This is a genomic window from Bathymodiolus thermophilus thioautotrophic gill symbiont, from assembly GCF_003711265.1.
In the GTDB taxonomy this organism is placed as follows: Bacteria; Pseudomonadota; Gammaproteobacteria; order PS1; family Pseudothioglobaceae; genus Thiodubiliella.
The window spans coordinates 543,880-562,168 of record NZ_CP024634.1; the positions used below are offsets into that span (position 1 = coordinate 543,880).

Annotated in this window: 20 protein-coding genes; all 20 read left to right on the forward strand. The window is 37.9% G+C overall.

What is annotated here, in order from left to right; translation table 11 throughout:
• Positions 1-13 precede the first annotated feature (13 nt).
• Positions 14-493, forward strand: a complete 480-nt coding sequence (locus MS2017_RS01845; RefSeq protein ID WP_071564846.1) for a NuoB/complex I 20 kDa subunit family protein — start codon at positions 14-16, stop codon at positions 491-493.
• The gene (locus MS2017_RS01850; protein ID WP_071564847.1) at positions 494-1,108 is read left to right on the forward strand and encodes an NADH-quinone oxidoreductase subunit C; all 615 of its coding nucleotides are present in this window, start codon (positions 494-496) and stop codon (positions 1,106-1,108) included.
• A gap of 1 nt (position 1,109) precedes the next feature.
• The gene (locus tag MS2017_RS01855; RefSeq protein WP_122951073.1) at positions 1,110-2,363 is read left to right on the forward strand and encodes an NADH-quinone oxidoreductase subunit D; all 1,254 of its coding nucleotides are present in this window, start codon (positions 1,110-1,112) and stop codon (positions 2,361-2,363) included.
• A 145-nt stretch (positions 2,364-2,508) separates the two neighbouring features.
• Positions 2,509-2,982, forward strand: coding sequence for an NADH-quinone oxidoreductase subunit NuoE (nuoE, locus tag MS2017_RS01860; protein ID WP_122951074.1), 474 nt, complete (start codon positions 2,509-2,511; stop codon positions 2,980-2,982).
• Positions 2,979-4,247: an NADH-quinone oxidoreductase subunit NuoF gene (gene nuoF / locus MS2017_RS01865; RefSeq protein WP_122951075.1), complete on the forward strand. Its 1,269-nt coding sequence runs from the start codon at positions 2,979-2,981 to the stop codon at positions 4,245-4,247. The genes nuoE and nuoF overlap by 4 nt, the downstream gene beginning before the upstream one ends.
• Entirely contained in the window at positions 4,247-6,499 is a 2,253-nt protein-coding gene (gene nuoG, locus MS2017_RS01870) for an NADH-quinone oxidoreductase subunit NuoG (RefSeq protein WP_122951076.1), read from the forward strand. The genes nuoF and nuoG overlap by 1 nt, the downstream gene beginning before the upstream one ends.
• On the forward strand, positions 6,496-7,560 hold the full coding sequence (nuoH, locus tag MS2017_RS01875) for an NADH-quinone oxidoreductase subunit NuoH (RefSeq protein ID WP_071564852.1): 1,065 nt from the start codon (positions 6,496-6,498) through the stop codon (positions 7,558-7,560). The genes nuoG and nuoH overlap by 4 nt, the downstream gene beginning before the upstream one ends.
• Positions 7,561-7,584: 24 nt before the next feature.
• Positions 7,585-8,079 (forward strand): NADH-quinone oxidoreductase subunit NuoI, encoded by a 495-nt coding sequence (nuoI, locus tag MS2017_RS01880; RefSeq protein WP_122951077.1) that lies wholly within the window; start codon positions 7,585-7,587, stop codon positions 8,077-8,079.
• Positions 8,080-8,273: 194 nt separating this feature from the next.
• The gene (locus MS2017_RS11045; RefSeq protein ID WP_164707567.1) at positions 8,274-8,420 is read left to right on the forward strand and encodes a hypothetical protein; all 147 of its coding nucleotides are present in this window, start codon (positions 8,274-8,276) and stop codon (positions 8,418-8,420) included.
• A gap of 25 nt (positions 8,421-8,445) precedes the next feature.
• Positions 8,446-9,060, forward strand: a complete 615-nt coding sequence (locus MS2017_RS01890; protein WP_122951079.1) for an NADH-quinone oxidoreductase subunit J — start codon at positions 8,446-8,448, stop codon at positions 9,058-9,060.
• A complete protein-coding gene (gene nuoK / locus MS2017_RS01895; RefSeq protein WP_122951080.1) occupies positions 9,057-9,362 on the forward strand; it encodes an NADH-quinone oxidoreductase subunit NuoK in 306 nt (101 codons plus the stop codon). Before MS2017_RS01890 ends, nuoK begins: the two co-directional genes overlap by 4 nt.
• A gap of 2 nt (positions 9,363-9,364) precedes the next feature.
• Entirely contained in the window at positions 9,365-10,144 is a 780-nt protein-coding gene (locus MS2017_RS01900) for a restriction endonuclease (protein WP_122951081.1), read from the forward strand.
• On the forward strand, positions 10,141-11,226 hold the full coding sequence (locus MS2017_RS01905; RefSeq protein ID WP_071564049.1) for a DNA cytosine methyltransferase: 1,086 nt from the start codon (positions 10,141-10,143) through the stop codon (positions 11,224-11,226). Before MS2017_RS01900 ends, MS2017_RS01905 begins: the two co-directional genes overlap by 4 nt.
• Positions 11,227-11,228: 2 nt before the next feature.
• On the forward strand, positions 11,229-13,190 hold the full coding sequence (gene nuoL / locus MS2017_RS01910; RefSeq protein WP_071565171.1) for an NADH-quinone oxidoreductase subunit L: 1,962 nt from the start codon (positions 11,229-11,231) through the stop codon (positions 13,188-13,190).
• 2 nt (positions 13,191-13,192) lie between these two features.
• Positions 13,193-14,698 (forward strand): NADH-quinone oxidoreductase subunit M, encoded by a 1,506-nt coding sequence (locus MS2017_RS01915; protein ID WP_122951082.1) that lies wholly within the window; start codon positions 13,193-13,195, stop codon positions 14,696-14,698.
• On the forward strand, positions 14,695-16,149 hold the full coding sequence (gene nuoN / locus MS2017_RS01920; RefSeq protein ID WP_122951083.1) for an NADH-quinone oxidoreductase subunit NuoN: 1,455 nt from the start codon (positions 14,695-14,697) through the stop codon (positions 16,147-16,149). The genes MS2017_RS01915 and nuoN overlap by 4 nt, the downstream gene beginning before the upstream one ends.
• Positions 16,150-16,358: 209 nt before the next feature.
• Positions 16,359-16,517 carry a hypothetical protein gene (locus tag MS2017_RS11050; protein WP_158009467.1) on the forward strand — a complete coding sequence of 53 codons (159 nt, stop codon included), beginning with the start codon at positions 16,359-16,361 and terminating at the stop codon, positions 16,515-16,517.
• 49 nt (positions 16,518-16,566) lie between these two features.
• Positions 16,567-16,716, forward strand: a complete 150-nt coding sequence (locus MS2017_RS11055) for a hypothetical protein (protein WP_158009466.1) — start codon at positions 16,567-16,569, stop codon at positions 16,714-16,716.
• A gap of 54 nt (positions 16,717-16,770) precedes the next feature.
• Positions 16,771-16,926: a hypothetical protein gene (locus tag MS2017_RS11060; protein WP_158009465.1), complete on the forward strand. Its 156-nt coding sequence runs from the start codon at positions 16,771-16,773 to the stop codon at positions 16,924-16,926.
• Positions 16,927-17,185: 259 nt separating this feature from the next.
• Positions 17,186-18,289 (forward strand): HlyD family secretion protein, encoded by a 1,104-nt coding sequence (locus MS2017_RS01925; RefSeq protein ID WP_122951084.1) that lies wholly within the window; start codon positions 17,186-17,188, stop codon positions 18,287-18,289.

Sequence of the window (18,289 nt, forward strand, 5' to 3'; positions counted from 1 at the left end):
AAGGAAACTGATTATGGCAATTGAAGGTTTAATGAAAGAAGGGTTCGTAACCACTTCGCTGGACAAAGTCATTAATTGGGCAAGAACAGGCTCGTTGTGGCCAATGACTTTTGGTTTGGCATGTTGTGCGGTCGAGATGATGGAGGCGGGGTCGTCGCGTTATGATTTGGATCGTTTTGGCATTGTTTTTAGACCAACGCCACGCCAATCGGATTTAATGATTGTGGCTGGCACGCTGACCAATAAAATGGCACCCGCTTTGCGCAAGGTTTATGACCAAATGCCTGAGCCTCGCTGGGTTATTTCTATGGGTTCGTGTGCAAATGGTGGTGGTTATTATCATTATTCTTATGCGGTTGTGCGGGGCTGTGATCGTATTGTACCTGTGGATGTGTATGTGCCGGGATGTCCGCCGACTGCGGAGGCGTTGTTGTATGGTATTTTGCAATTGCAGGATAAAATTAAACGCACCAATACTATTGCGAGAACTTAAATGCAAGATTTAAAAGCACAATTAATTGAAGAATTTGGCGCAAACAATATTGTTGAAGCGTTTGGTGAATTGACTGTAACGGTAACCACTGCTGATATTATTAAGTCGTGTTTAGCGCTTAGAGACCTTTTCTTTTTTGATACTTTGATTGATTTGTGTGGTGTGGATTATTTGACTTACGGACAGTCTGATTGGGAGGCTGATGCCAGTTCTTCAGGTTTTGGTAGAGGTCGTGAGGCGTGTGGTGGTGAGGATAGGCACGAAAAACGCTTTGCTGTGGTTTATCATTTATTGTCAGTGAGTAAGAATTATCGACTTCGTGTAAAGGCATTTGTTGACGAAGCACAACCAATGATTGAAACAGTAACAGGCATTTGGGCAGCAGCAGATTGGTATGAGCGAGAAGCCTTTGATTTGATGGGTATTTTGTTTGAAAATCATACAGATTTACGCCGTCTTTTGACAGATTATGGTTTTGTTGGGCATCCATTGCGCAAAGATTTCCCTATGATTGGTGAGGTTGAAATGCGTTATGATGAAGCGTTGGGCAGAGTGGTTTATGAGCCAGTGAGTATTGAACCCAATGTGAATATTCCACGGGTAATTAGGAAATAAAATGGCAGAAATTCGCAACTATACGCTTAACTTTGGCCCACAACATCCAGCGGCACACGGTGTGCTCCGTCTAATTTTAGAGATTGATGGCGAAGTGATTGAACGCGCTGACCCGCATATTGGCTTGTTACATCGTGGCACAGAAAAACTTGCAGAATCCAAGCCTTATAATCAGTCTATTGGTTATATGGACAGATTGGATTATGTGTCCATGATGTGTAATGAGCATGCTTATGTGCGGGCAATTGAGACTATGTTAGCACTGGAAGTGCCACAACGAGCGCAATATATTCGGGTAATGTTTGATGAAATTACTCGCATTCTTAATCATTTAATGTGGCTGGGTACGCATGGGCTTGATGTTGGGGCAATGAGTATTTTCTTATATGCATTTCGCGAGCGGGAAAAATTGATTGATTGTTATGAGGCGGTATCGGGCTCCCGAATGCATGCGACTTATTATCGTCCGGGTGGCGTGTATCGTGATTTGCCCGATAAAATGCCAAAATATCTTAAAAATAATTTCCGCAAATCCAAGGAATTGGAAGTGATGAATAAGAATCGTCAAGGTTCGTTATTGGATTTTATTGATGATTTTGTTAAAGAATTTCCGAAAAGTATTAAACAATATGATGATTTGTTAACAGACAATCGTATTTGGAAGCAACGCTTGGTAAATATTGGCATTGTTTCCGCTAATCGTGCCAAGCAATTGGGTTTTACTGGGCCTATGTTGCGGGGGTCTGGCGTGGCGTGGGATTTGAGAAAAAATCAACCGTATGCAGTTTACGACCAATTAGAATTTGATATTCCAGTGGGCGTTACAGGTGATAGTTATGATCGCTATTTGGTGCGTATGGAAGAGATGCGTCAATCTAATCACATTATTAAACAGTGTGTTGATTGGCTAAAAAATAATCCAGGTTCGGTTATGAGTGACGACCACAAAGTAGCACCACCAAATCGTGAGGATATGAAAGACGATATGGAGTCGCTCATCCATCACTTTAAACTCTTTACCGAAGGCTACTGTCTGCCAGAGGGTGAAGTTTATTCAGCCATTGAGCACCCCAAAGGGGAGTTTGGCATTTATTTGATTTCTGATGGTGCAAACAAACCTTATCGTGTGAAAATTCGCGCCCCCGGTTTTGCCCATTTGGCAGCCATGGATGAGATGACAAAAGGACATATGCTTTCAGATGTTGTTACCATTATTGGCACGCAAGATATAGTTTTTGGAGAGATTGACCGATGAGAAACTTCGCCTTTTCCTTTTTAACTGTGCTGGACTTGAAAAATATTCAGTTGCACAATGTTCGCTGTATTTTTTTGTTTGCGCCTGCGTTTGCCATGTTAAAAGGAAAAACACTTGTTTTTATAAGGATGAAAGATTTAGCACTATGATTTCTAAGCAAGCAAAAGAACACATCGATATTTGGGTGGCAAAATATCCAGCAGGATGCCAAAGTTCTGCGGTAATGGAAGCATTAAAGATTGTGCAGGCAGAAAATGAAAATCGTTTGAGTGCAGATGTCATTCAAGCGGTAGCCGATTACCTGGAGATGCCAGGTATTGCCGCTCAAGAGGTGGCAACATTTTATGAAAATTACAATCATAAGTCTGTAGGAAAGCACACCATTCGTTTTTGTCATAATATTTCTTGTATGTTGAATGGTGCGGATGATTTGATTGCTTATTTAGAGGAAAAATTAGGCGTTAAAACGGGGCAAGTGACGGAAAATGGTTTGGTTAATGTTAAAAAAGTTGAGTGTTTAGGGGCTTGCGTGGGTGCGCCGATGTTTCAAATTGGTGACCAATATTATGAAAATTTAACCCAACAAAAAATTGATGAAATTGTGGATAATTTAAAATGAATGAAGTTTGTTTTAAAAACTTAGATAAGAAAAATTGTTACTCGCTTGAAGTGTACGAGCAAAATGGCGGCTACAGCGTTTGGCGTAAAATTCTAAAAGGCGAACTAACGCCCGAAGACATTATTAATGAATTAAAAGCCTCGGGTTTGCGTGGCCGTGGTGGTGCAGGTTTTCCCACTGGACTTAAATGGAGTTTTATGCCACGCAATTCTGAGATGCAAAAATATGTGGTTTGCAATTCAGACGAAGGCGAACCGGGTACTTGTAAAGACAGAGATATTCTTAGATACAATCCTCACGCTGTGATTGAAGGTATGGCTATTGGGGGATTTGTTATGAATGCCAGCGTGGGTTACAACTATATTCGTGGTGAATTTATGGAGCCATTTAAGCGCTTTGAAGGTGCATTAAAAGAGGCTTATCAAGCGGGTTTATTGGGAAAAAATATTGAGGACAGTGGCGTGAATTTTGATTTGCACACGCATTTAGGTGCAGGCGCTTATATTTGTGGCGAAGAAACCGCATTGTTAGAATCTATTGAGGGCAAAAAAGGCCAACCTAGATTTAAACCACCATTTCCTGCAAATGTAGGCTTGTTTGGACAGCCAACTACGATTAACAATACAGAAAGTTTCGCCTCTGTGCCTGAAATTTTGGCACAAGGTGGGCAGTGGTTTGCAGATATTGGCGTGGCAAATGCTGGCGGTTGTAAATTGTTTTCTGTTACAGGTCATGTGCAAAACCCATCTAATTTCGAAGTGCCAATGGGCATGCCGTTTAAAGAATTATTAAAAATGGCGGGTGGCATTAAAAAGGGCAGAAAGTTAAAAGCCGTGATTCCCGGTGGCTCATCAACCCCCGTATTAACAGCCGATGTTGCCATGACAATGACCATGGATTATGACGGTATTGAAAAAGTAGGCTCTATGTTGGGCGCAGGTTCGGTGATTGTGATGGACGATTCCACTTGTATGGTGGCAACACTTACCCGATTGGCACATTTTTATTATGATGAATCTTGTGGTCAGTGCACCCCTTGTCGTGAAGGCACAGGTTGGTTGTATCGTGTGTTAAAGCGCATTATGGACGGTGAAGGTAAGGCGGATGACATTGATTTATTATTAGGTGTGAGTGATAAAATTATGGGCAATACGATTTGTGCGCTTGGTGATGCGGCTGCTATGCCAGTAGAGAGTTTTTTGCGATGTTTCCGTGAAGAATTTGAATATTATATTGAACACGGCAAGAGTATGGTGGAAGGATAATGGCTGATATTGAAATTGAAATTGATGGTAACTTAGTCAACGCCAAAGCAGGCGAGATGCTGATTGCTGTTACAGACAGAGAAGGCATTAGTGTGCCAAGATTTTGCTATCATAAAAAACTCTCAGTTGCAGCAAGTTGCCGGATGTGCTTGGTGGATGTAGAAGGTGCACCAAAGCCACAACCTGCTTGCTCCACACCTGTTAATGAGGGTATGAAGGTGCATACTCAAAACGAGAGAGCCAAGGCTTCGCAACAAGCAGTAATGGAATTTTTGCTTATTAATCATCCACTTGATTGCCCAATTTGTGATCAAGGTGGCGAGTGTGAATTACAAGATGTGGCAATGGGCTATGGCTCAGATGTTTCACGATTTAGCGAAGGCAAGCGGGTGGTTAATGATGGCGATATTGGTCCTTTAATTCAAACCGATATGACCCGTTGTATTCATTGCACCCGTTGCGTGCGTTTTGGCGCTGAGATTGGTGGCATTATGGAAATGGGCGGTACGGGTCGTGGTGAAGATTTGAAGATTGAACCATTTTTAGCCGAGGGCATTCAATCAGAACTTTCGGGTAATATGATTGATGTTTGTCCAGTGGGTGCGTTGACTTCCAAGCCATTTCGTTATGAATTAAGGACATGGCAGATGAATTCTGTCGCCAATATTGCCAGACACGATTTGGTTGGTTCCAGTATTTATACGCAGACTTATAAAGGTAAGGTTAAACGCATTGTTGCTAAAGACAATGAGAATGTGAATGAAACTTGGATTTCTGATAAAGATCGTTTTTCCTATGAAGGTTTGGCACATGAAAACAGATTGCTTACTCCACAAATTAAAGTAGAGGACAGATGGCAAGAAGTTGAATGGAGTGTGGCACTTGATTTTGCTGTGCGTGGTTTGGCTAATAATGTGCTGAATACTCGTCAAGCTAATAAATTGGGTGCATTGGCTTCAAATACAGCAACGCTTGAGGAATTTCATTTATTGCAAAAACTGTTAAGAGAAGTAGGTTCTGAAAATATTGACTATCGCCTGAATGTCAAGGATTTAAATAATACAATTGCCCTAGAATCCAATATCAAATTAGTGGCATTAGAAGGCGTTGACCATGCATTAATTATTGCCTCTAATCCAAGGTTGGAGCAGCCTATGATTAACCATCGTTTGCGCAAAGCGTCATTGTCTGGTGCTAGCATTGATGTGATTAATGTCATGGCATTTGATTTTAATTATCGCTTAAACAGTGAAAATATCATTGCGCCAAATCGGACAGCACTCATATTGGCAGAGGTGTTAAAGTCAATTTTACAAACCTCTAATGCGGAAATTCCAGAATTTTTAAGCACAATTAAAGTGAGTGATGTGGCAAAAAAATTGGCAGATAATTTAGTAAATTCAGACCACTCAACCATTATTTTGGGTGAACATATTATTAACAACCCTCAAGCCTCAAGCATTGCACAATTAATCAGTAAAATTGCCCAACAAACCAATTCTACAACGCTAAATATGAGTGCAACGGCAAATTCAATGGCAGGTGCATTAACAGGATTTGTCCCTGGCAAAGGGGGCTTAGATGCAAATGCAATGTTGGCAACGGATTTAAAGGCCACTGTTTTATTAGATGTGTATCCGCAGTTTGATTTTCATAATTCTGTTCAAGCGCTTGAGGCGTTAAATAATAAAGACAATTTCGTTATTTCTTTAAATAGTTTTAAAGACGAGGCAATTGCTCAATATTCGGATGTATTATTGCCAATCGCAAGTTTTTACGAAACCTCAGGATCTCATGTTAATATTGAGGGTGCAGTGCAGTCATTTTCAGCATCTGTTAGTGCACCAAGTAAGGTTAAGCCAGCGTGGAAAGTGCTAAAAGTATTAGCAGATTTGCTAGAGTTACCGGGGTTCCATTTTGCTAATTCTGTGCAAGTTGCTAATGAAATCTCAAATCAGAGTCATAAGCAACAAGAAGATGACAAAGATATTGATACAACAGTTAAACAAGGTGTGAGTGTAATTTGGCAAAAATCACCTTATGCGACGGATGTTTTGTCCCGACATGCAAATTCATTGCAAGCCACTAAAATTGGGAAAATACACAGTGCATCAATGAACAAAGCCACCGCTAAAACGCTGGAAGTATCCGTAGGTGAGCATTATTTGGGTGTGCCAGTTTTGATTAGTGAAGCAGTTGCTGATTATTGTGTTTTTGTTAATGCAAACCAATCAACTGGAGGTAAATCATGATAGAAATTTGGCAATGGATACACGACTTAATACCTTGGTTTGATGGGGCAATTGCCACTATTTTAATTATTTTAATTAAGGCCATTGCTTTAGTGGTGCCGTTAATGCTGGTAGTGGCTTATTTCACTTATGCTGAGCGCAAGGTGATTGGTTATATGCAATTGCGCATCGGCCCTAATCGTGTTGGGCCAAAAGGCTGGCTACAGCCAATTGCAGATGCTTTAAAGTTGATGACTAAAGAAATTATATTTCCAAGTAAAGCGAATATTTATCTGTTTTTATTGGCACCAGTATTGGCGATTGCGCCTGCGATTGCAATTTGGGCGGTGATTCCTTTTGACGAAGGTGTTTATGTTGCTAATTTGGATATTAGTTTGTTGTATGTGTTGGCAATTGGTTCGGTAGGGGTTTATGGTATTATTTTAGCAGGTTGGGCATCAAATTCTAAGTATCCGTTATTAGGTGCATTGCGTAGTGCATCGTTGCTGGTTTCTTATGAAATTGTCATAGGTTTTGCTTTGGTAACTGTGGTTATGATTGCAGGCAGTGTGAATCTGAATGATATAGTAATGGCACAAAAAGGGGGGATTTTAAATTGGTATTGGATCCCCTTATTTCCGATGATGATTATCTTTTTTATCTCGGCTTTGGTGGAAACCAATCGGGCGCCATTTGATGTGGTTGAAGGGGAATCTGAGATTGTCGGTGGCACACATGTTGAATATTCGGGCATGACCTTTGCCGTGTTCTTTTTGGCGGAATATGCCAATATGATTTTTATGGCAGTGTTGGCAGTGATATTATTTTTTGGCGGTTGGCACTCTCCATTTGAGGGTGTTGCTTATTTAGAGTCGGGTTTTGCTTGGGTGCCGGGTATTATTTGGTTGTTGGCAAAATCAACTTTCTTTATGTTTTTATATTTATGGGTGCGTGCAACCTTTCCGCGTTTTCGATATGACCAAATTATGCGCTTGTCTTGGAAAGTATTTTTACCTTGGACGATTGTTTGGATTTTTGTGGTGGCGTTAATGACGCAACTTAAAATAGGACCTTGGTTCTAGCCTTGGGGCTTGGAGATGTAACTTATGATAAATAACATTAAAAAATTGGTTAAAAACTTTAGTTTGAGCGAATTGCGTAGTGGCATGAAAATCACAGCCAAAGAATTGGTCAACAAAAAAATTACCGTTCAATTTCCTGAAGAAAGAACCCCAATTTCACCAAGATTCAGAGGTTTACACGCCTTGCGTCGTTATCCAGATGGTGAAGAGCGATGTATTGCTTGCAAACTTTGTGAAGCCGTTTGTCCAGCGAATGCCATCACCATTGAATCTGAAATGCGTGAAGATGGCACAAGACGCACCACGCAATACGACATTGATTTGTTTAAGTGTATTTTTTGTGGTTTTTGTGAAGAGGCTTGCCCTGTTGATGCCATTGTAGAAACACAAATTTTTGATTATGCTTTTGTCGGCTCAAGAGACGGTAGCATTATTGATAAAGCGCATTTGCTGGAAATCGGCGATAAGAATAAAAAGATGATTGATAAGACCAAATTAGAGGATGCTAAATACAGATAATGAATACTAAGGTCAATGAAATTATTAATATTGCCATTGGGACTTTATCAGTCTTGGTGCAACGCATTCAGAATAGAATGATAAAGGTGGGTAAAAATATGGCGGCGTATAAATGGCAACAACACAGAAAGACAAATGGCGGAAGTTTATGTGTTCTTGAGACAAAGGTTATTAAAAGAGACCTTTGCATAAATATGAATAATCATCAAGAATCCTCGTCTCACCCACTTGGTAATTTTTTAAACCCAGCCTTAGTCCTGCTAAGACAAGGTTTAAGAAAATCACCAAGTGGGCAAAAATTGAATTTTGCTAATCATCCATATTTATGCAAAGGTCTCTAAAAAAAGTAATTAATAAAGGTAGGTTATGACATTTGATCAAATATTATTTTATGTTTTCTCGTTTTGGTTTATTGCCAGTTCGTTAGCAATGATTTTTTCGCGTAATGCAGCAAAAGCTGTGTTATTTTTAATTTTGTCTTTCTTTTCTGCAGCAAGTATTTGGATTTTATTGGAAGCAGAGTTTTTGGCAATTACTTTAATTTTGGTGTATGTTGGTGCGGTGATGGTGCTGTTTTTGTTCGTCATTAAGATGCTGAATATTGATAAATCTACCCTGCGAGCGAAGTTTGCAGGGTATTTGCCACTGGGTTTGGTTGTGGCAATCATTATTGTGGCTGAAATGGCATTGGTATTGGGCTCTAATCAATTTGGTTTAGAGGTAATAGCAGCACCAGAAAGGCATGCAGCGGATTATAGTAATATTACCGTTTTGGCAATGCAACTTTATACTGATTATGTGTATCCGTTTGAATTGGCGGCGGTATTGTTGTTAATTGCAATTATTGCAGCGATTACCTTGGTGCATAGAAACGAAGGCAATCGCAAGAGTCAAAATATTGCAGAGCAGGTTGGCGTTAAAGCCAAAGACAGAGTGCGCTTGGTTTCCATTGCGACGCCGAATAAGGGAGAAAAATCATGATTAGTTTGAGTGATTATTTAATTTTGAGTGCCATTATTTTTTGCATTGGCTTGGTTGGTATTTTTGTCAATCGAACCAATATTATTACTTTATTAATGTGTGTTGAGTTGATTTTGGTGGCAGTCAATACGAATTTTATTGCTTTTTCTCATTTTTTAGGCAATGAGGCGGGGCAGATTTTTGTTTTCTTTATTTTAACGGTGGCAGCGGCAGAAGTTGCAATTGGGTTGGCGATTCTAACTTTATTGTTTAGAAACAAAGGCTCTATTAGTGTTGATGTTACTAATAGTTTGAAAGGATGATTATGGAAAATTCAGCAGATTATTTTAAAAAATATCGTTTAGAATTGGGATTTTCTAATCAGGATGATGCTAAGTCTTTTTTAGCAGTAAAAGACATTAAACCTGATATAGATTATGCGTATATAGAACTTCTTAACAAGCAGTTAATTGAAATTTTAGAGAACCTTAATAAAATATTGGTTGACGACTTAAAAAATAATAATTTAGATTTATTTAGTAAGGAATACATTGCCCGCCCTTATAAAATTCTTAAAAATAATGACATGATATTAAAACTAAACAACCAAGGCAGAAGGCCAGAACAGGTTTTGTTTTCATGGTTAAGAGGATTTGCTCTTGTAGAATTATTTAAACCTATTTTTGCCAAACTATTTGAAATAGATGCGAATCTAATGACTAATATTGGTGATGATGATTTAAAAAATATCGATACTTTTAAAAGAACACCAACAGCAGATTTACAAATCCAAAAGAATGGAGAGGTTATTAATATTGAAGTGCAGGCTGGATTTCAAGGTGTTAATGACATTAAAGAACATAAAGTAAGAGAAGCTAAAAAAGTTTTTCAAAATGAAAACATCAAAACTGTTTGTATACATATAGATGTTTTTAATGGTCAAGTTGCTTTTATTAGATTAGATAGCATTAAAGACAATGATGTTAATTTTGTAACAAGACAACAAATGGAAGGACAGAGTGTTTTTTCTATCGATCAAAGCTATTTTAAATGGCGGTTATTAGATGCTTTGCCGTCATTAAAAAATTTGGGGTTAGATATATGAATGATTTATATGCAGTAGAATTATTCTCAGGCGCTGGTGGCTTAAGTTTAGGACTAAATAAAGCAGGATTTAAAGTTGTTTTGGCGAATGAAATAGAAAAAGATTTTGCGCAAACTTATGTGAATAATCATCCAAATACAAAAATGCTTAATGGTGACATTCGTAAAATCGATTTTAAGAAAGAATTGCAAAAACTTAATATTAAAAATATTTCTCTCGTTTCAGGTGGCCCACCTTGTCAAGGATTTAGCACTTTGGGTTCTAAAAATGAAAAGGACAGTCGCAACAATCTTTTTTATGAATTTTTAAGAGTTGTGACTCAACTAAATCCAAATTATGTAATATTTGAGAATGTTGCAGGCTTTAAAACCATGTATCAAGGTAAGGTTTATAAAGAACTGTTATCAAAACTAGATAATTTAGGCTTTAATAGTGCCACAACTATCTTAGATGTTTCTGATTTTGGATTGCCGCAAAAACGATTAAGAACAATCGTTTTAGCTTGGAAAAAAGAGCTGAATAAAGTATTTCTACCAACTGCAACACATTTGTTTGGCAAGATATCCTTAATAGAGGCTATTTCTGATTTGCCACCTATTAAAACAAACGGATCATCGAAAAAATATCATCAAGTTGTTAATCGTTATCAAGAAAAATTAAGAGGGAATTGTCAAATACTAACTGAACATAATGCTTCTAACTATGGCGCAAAAATGCAAGAAATTTTATCGCTTGTGCCCCAAGGTGGTTCAGTTAATGATTTACCAAAAAGATTGAGGCCAAAAAGTTATTTTAGTAATACCTATGCTAGATTATTGCCTTATACAGTTGCTCCAACGATTACCAGGAACTTTGGAACACCTTCTTCTTCAAGGTGTATTCATCCTTTTCAAAATAGAGCTTTAAGCACCAGAGAAGGGGCAAGGCTACAAGGTTTCCCCGACAATTATGTGTTTTATGGTAGCAAAACTTCTAAAAATTTACAAATTGGCAACGCTGTTCCGCCAGTGTTAGGTGAGGTAATAGGACAACAAATTATTAATAGTATGCAAAATTTTGTTAAACAAAAGATGGTGAATTGATTATGGAAAATTTTTACTTAACAATTGCACTTTCACCTTTATTGGGTGCTATGATTGCAGGCTTTTTTGGTCGCACACTAGGTCGCACAGCAACGCATACTATTACGGTTTTAGGCGTGCTGGTTTCTACGGTGCTGGCACTTATGGTTTTTAATTATCATGTGCTAGAACAAGGTGCGATTTTTAATCAAAATCTTTATACTTGGATGCAGATTGGTGGATTAAATATCAGCGTTGGATTTTTGGTGGATAATTTAACCGCAGTAATGTTGGTAGTGGTGTCATTTGTATCGTTAATGGTGCATATTTATACCATTGGCTATATGCACGATGACAAAGACTATACCAAATTTTTTAGTTATATTTCCTTGTTTACTTTTTCAATGTTTATGCTGGTTATGAGTAATAACTTTATGCAGTTGTTCTTTGGTTGGGAGGCGGTAGGCTTGGTTTCTTATTTATTGATTGGTTTTTGGCATCACAAAGAAAGTGCTGTTGAGGCGAATTTGAAAGCCTTTTTGGTGAATCGTGTGGGTGATTTTGGTTTTTTATTGGGCATTGGTTTGGTGTTGGCATTTAGCGGTTCACTTGATTATGCAGAAGTTTTTTCCAGTCTCGATAACACGCTCAATCAACAACTTTGGGGTATGGATTTAATTACCGTGATTTGTTTGTTGCTATTCGTTGGTGCTATGGGAAAATCAGCGCAAGTGCCCCTCCATGTTTGGTTACCAGGTTCAATGGAAGGCCCTACGCCAATTTCAGCACTTATTCACGCTGCCACTATGGTAACAGCAGGTATATTTATGGTATCACGCATGTCGCCGATGTTTGAAATGAGCGATGTGGCACTTACTGTGGTTATGATTGTGGGTGCCATTACCGCTTTGTTTATGGGATTGCTTGGCATTGTGCAGAATGACATTAAGAAAGTGGTGGCGTATTCCACTTTGTCGCAGTTGGGCTATATGACGGTTGCTTTGGGTGTGAGTGCTTATTCAGTGGCAATTTTTCATCTGATGACTCATGCATTTTTTAAGGCATTGTTATTCTTGGGTGCAGGTTCGGTGATTGTGGCAATGCATCACGAACAAGACATTCGTAAGATGGGTGGTTTGCGTAAAAAAATGCCTATTACTTATTGGACAGGTTTGATTGGTACTTTGGCACTTATTGGCTTTCCGGGTTTTTCTGGGTTTTATTCAAAGGATATGATTATTGAAGCAGTGCATTTTTCTAATTTACCGTATGCCAATTGGGTTTATTATGCTGTGGTTGCAGGTGTTTTTATTACGGCGTTTTATTCATTTAGATTGTTTTTCTTGGTGTTTCACGGTGAGTCGCGTGTTGATTCTCATACTGAAAGCCATTTGCATGAGTCGCCGTTATCAATTACGCTTCCGCTAATAATGTTAGCCATTCCTTCGGCAATTATTGGTTATTTTACGATTGAGCCGATGTTGTTTATGGGTTGGTTGGACAATGCTATTACCGTTACATCGAGTCATGTGTCAATGGCTGGGCTGAGTGATGGATTTCATGGGGCGACAGCGATGATTTTTCATGCCGTGCAAACTGTGCCATTTTGGATGATGATTGGCGGTATTGTTACTGCTTGGGTGTTCTCAATTTATCGAACCAAGTGGGCGGACTGGGTGCAGAAAAAATTCTCTATTATTGATTATGTATTGCAATCTTTATACGGATTTGATCGTTTTAATGAGATTGTATTTGTGCAGGGCATTAAGAAATTGGGTAATGTTTTATGGAAAGTTTCAGATTCTACCCTTATTGATTCCATTATCGTAAACGGTAGCGCTAAGTTTGTTGGCTTTGTTGCTTCTATTGTTCGTCCCATTCAAACGGGCTATGTTTATCATTATGCCTTCTTTATGATTTTTAGTTTATTAATTATTTTGACTTGGACGCTGTTTATGGGCGACAAGCCATTACTGGTGATTTAATTATGGAAAATTCTATACTTAGTTTGTTAATTTGGTTGCCAATTTTTGGTGGCGGATTGGTTGTTTTGTTGGGCAATGAGCGGGCAGTTACCGCTCGTTGGGTGAGTTTGGCGATTTCGATTTTGGTGTTTGTGATGTCGTTAAGTTTATGGACGGGCTTTGATTCATCAACACATTTGATGCAGTTTGTCGAAAAAAGCAGTTGGATTACACACTTTAACATTCATTATCATTTGGGGGTTGATGGCATTTCTATGCCGTTGATTATTTTAACAACTTTTTCTACTATTTTAGTGATTGCCGCAGGTTGGGAAGTGATTCAAAAACGACCGGCACATTATATGGCGGCATTTTTGATAATGGAGGGTTTGATTATTGGTGTATTTTCCTCCCTTGATGCAATTTTGTTTTATGCTTTTTGGGAGGCGTCGCTTATTCCTATGTTGCTGATTGTGGGTATTTGGGGGGGTGATAATCGTGTTTATGCGGCGATTAAGTTCTTCTTGTATACTTTTTTAGGGTCGGTATTTATGCTGCTGTCTTTGATTTATATGTATAACAAAAGTGGCTCGTTTTCAATTTTAGATATGCACGACCTTAGTTTGACAGTGGCAGAGCAGGCATGGATTTTTTGGGCATTCTTTATGGCATTTGCGGTGAAAGTGCCGATGTTCCCTGTGCATACTTGGCTACCTGATGCACATGTGCAGGCACCAACTGGTGGTTCTGTTATTTTGGCGGCAATTATGTTGAAGATGGGTGGTTATGGTTTCTTCCGTTTTTCATTGCCAATCACGCCTGATGCATCTTTACAATTTTCGGGTGTAATGATTGCCTTGTCATTGATTGCTATTGTTTATATTGGTTTTGTGGCTTTGGTGCAGCGAGATATGAAGAAATTGATTGCCTATTCGTCAATCTCACACATGGGTTTTGTTACGCTTGGTGTATTTGCTTTGTTTTTAGCTTACAATCCAAATAGTCCAGAAGGTGCATTTCTTGGCTTGGAAGGGGCAATGGTGCAAATGATTTCGCATGGCTTTATTTCAGCTGCCATGTTCTTGGTGGTTGGTGTGTTGTATGACCGTTTACACTCGAGAGAGATTTCAACTTATGGGGGCGTGATTAACACCATGCCTAAGTTTACTGGTTTTGCTGTTTTATTTGCAATGGCGAATGTAGGATTGCCAGGTACCTCAGGTTTTGTGGGTGAATTTATGATAATTTTAGGCGCTGTGCAGGCGAATATTTGGTATGCCGTATTGGCAGCCACAACGCTGATTGTTGGTGCGGCTTATACGCTGTGGATGGTAAAACGAGTATTTTGGGGTAAAATTACCAACCCAGCTGTTCAAACGCTTAACGATATTAATGGCCGTGAATTTTCAATCTTAGCAATCTTGGCACTGGCTGTGCTAATTATGGGTTTATACCCACAACCAGTGATTGAGGTTATGCATGTTTCAATTGACCACTTATTACATCAGGCATTAGCCTCAAAATTATGATAAATACTTTCCAATTTGATACCACTTCGTTAACGGCAATTGTGCCGGAAATCTTTTTATTAAGCGCCATTGTTATTGTCTTGTTATTAGATTTATTTTTAACCAAGCCATTCAAACAAGTTACTTATTATTTAACGCAAATAAGTTTGTTTATTACTGGCGTATTAGCGTTTAATCTGATTGGACAGCCTGAAACCATTATTCTAGGAAACTCATTTGTATTGGATGATATGGCATCAGTGTTTAAAGTCTTTATGATGGTGGCAGCCATGGTAACAATGGTTTATTCACGCCATTATCTGTTGCAACATGCCTTATTTAGGGGCGAGTATTTTGTCTTGGTGATGTTGTCAGTATTGGGCATGATGGTGATGGTATCGGGTTATAGTTTGCTAACTTTGTATTTGGGTTTAGAGATTTTATCTCTATCGCTTTACACATTAATCGCCATTGCTCGTAATAGGTCGGAAGCAGTTGAAGCGGCACTTAAATATTTTGTATTAGGCGCAATCGCATCAGGTTTGTTGTTGTATGGCATGAGTATGATTTATGGCATTAGTGGCAGTCTTAATATTGGCGAGGTTATGGCATTCTCCAGTGGTGCAACTTTAGCCTCAAGAGACATTTTGGTGCTTAATTTTGGCCTGGTGTTTTTGGTTATTGGCATTGCCTTTAAACTGGGCGCTGTGCCGTTTCACATGTGGGTGCCAGATGTATATCAAGGTGCACCAACTTTGGTAACAATGTTTATCGCAACTGTACCAAAAATTGCCGCAGTTGCAATGTTGGTGCGTTTGTTGGTTGATGGCTTGGGGACGATGCAAACTTATTGGTCAGATTTGTTTATGATGTTGGCAATTTTGTCTATTGCATTAGGCTCAATTGTCGCATTACTACAAACTAACATCAAGCGCCTGCTGGCCTATTCCACCATCTCCCATATTGGCTTTGTTTTATTAGGTTTTTCCACAGGCGTGATCGGCGGTTATGGCGCAGCAGTATTCTATATTTTGGCGTATGTATTAATGAGTTTAGCAGCATTTGGCATTATCATTTTGCTCAACAAAAAAGGCTTTGAAGCAGATTTGATCAGCGACTACAAAGGGCTCAGTAAGCACTCACCTTGGTTCGCCCTAATGATGCTAATTGTAATGTTATCAATGGCAGGTATGCCACCATTCATCGGCTTTTATGCAAAATTATTTGTCTTGCAACAAGTCGTTTCTAATGGCATGATTGTGGTAGCAATTATTGCCGTTGTGTTTGCTGTTATCAGTGCTTATTATTATCTACAAATTATCAAATCTATGTATTTTGAAGCACCTGATAAAGAAATCAGCATCTCAGCACCGATAGACATAAAGCTGATTCTATCTATTAACGCTGTGCTGATTTTGGTGGTGGGTTTGTTCCCAGATTTTTGGATAAAGTTGGCACTGTCTCTTTTTTAGATTTGTCCTGTTGAATTTAAGTGAGTAAAGTTTTTTAAAACAGTGTAATACCTTTATTCTTGATGATTATTTATATGTATGCAAAGGTCTCAATTTAACAGTCTTATTATTTATTTTATTTTTGAAAATAGCGTTAATGTCATTATTTAACAGTATTTTTATGTTATCATTGCCTTGCAGTCTTTTAATTATTTTCAAACGGGGCAAGCATGAAAACTACAATTAGTTTAGACGAAATGAAAAATGTTAGGGGCGGTGCTGTCCCAATTGTTTTGGGTGTTGTTCTTGTTGTTTCTTGGGCTTTTGTAATTTCATTTCAAGTAGCGTGGTTTACAACTATTGAAAAGATTCACATTTCTATTAGTTAAGATTTAAAAAGTAACCAGCATTTTAACAAAATAATTTAAGGGGAAAAATATGAAAACTACAATTGGTTTAGACGAAATGAAAAATGTTAGGGGTGGCAACATCAACAGTATCATAATTCCCGTAGGTGTTTTGATTATGCTTGTTCCTGTTCTTGCTCCTGCTCTTGGAATAGTTGAGGTTGGACTTGCTGTTTCATAGTTAAAACTTGTGGAAATTTTAGTTATTTCAACAAAAACAATTTAAGGGGAAAATATGAAAACTACAATTAGCTTAGATGAAATGAAAAATGTTAGAGGTGGAAGTGGCGACATTAATGTCCTAATTTTCTTGGGTGCCATGCTTATATTTATTCCTATGGTTGGGGTTGCACTTTCAATAGCCGGGCTTGTTAAAGCTGTTGTTTCATAGTTAAAACTTGTAGAAAATTTAGCCATTCCAACAAAAATAATTTAAGGGGAGATATGAAAACTACAATTGGTTTAGTCACAATGAAAAATATTAGAAGTGACCCCTCCGCTTATTGTAATTCTTGGGGCTATAATATTTTTTAATTGTAGTGACATAAATCATAACTATTAGCAAAAATGCTAGTTAAATAGAATAAGATTTTTGAAAAAGCTACTTTTTGCATTAAAGCGGTTGTTTTTATACAAAGTATTTTTACTTTATGAAAAAATATAATACCAATGAAGAGTACAGAACATTCCAAATTGTAGAGCATAAAGATAGCCATTGGTATCTTAAGTTTACTATGTTGATTGTAGCTATCGTTATCGTTGCCTTATTTTTTCTTCTGAATGGAAAATACAGCAAGAAAACAATGGTCAATGGATACCTATCTCCAGTCGTAAAAACGAGCAAGATATTTGCCAATGAAGTGGGGATTGTTTCTGATATTCGTGTTAAAAACGGATATTTTGTAAAGGCAGGGGATGTCTTGGTTAAACTTAACAAAATATCAAAATCACATAACACCAATACCCTTTTAGGCAATATTAAACTCTTAGACAAAGACCTGCAAAAAAATATAGAATTACTAAAAAACTTTAACAATTTGCAAGCCAAGGTTTTTAAATACCACAAAAAAAACAAGAAAGCATTTAAGTTGGGACTGATATCTTATAACGAGTTAATATCATCCGAGCAAAAACTCATAGAATTAAGTGGGAAAATTAAAAAACACGATCTGGATATAGAAAAAATTAATAGCAATCTTAAAAAACAGAGAAGTATTTTAGCATCAACAAAAGACAAAGTTCAGAATCAAAATGAGAACGCTCTAGACAGTTCCTTTGTCCGTGCACCAATATCTGGATATGTGTCTATATTACAACTTAATATTGGCGATGCTTTAAGGCCTAATAAATTTCTAATGAATATTGTGCCTGCATTAAATGCAGAATTAGAGGCCATACTTTATGTTCCTGTTTCCGATATTGGCTTTGTCTCTATAGGGCAGGAGATTGGCATTCATTACGATACCTTTCCATATCAAAAATTTGGCTCATTTGGTGCGACAATCTCTAATATCACCAAAACACCTACCAGTTATAAGAATATTCTCTTCTTAGAAAACAGCAAAAAGAAGGTGGAATTTTTTGAAGTCAAGGCAAGGCTCAAACAACAAAAGGTGCCCATATATTCTAAAGATGTTAATTTGATAGAAAAAATGACATTTTCAGCAGATTTAATATTAGATACCAGAACTTTGATAGAGTGGCTTTTCGAACCTTATTTTGGTGTTTATAGAAGAATTAACATTAAGGGCTAA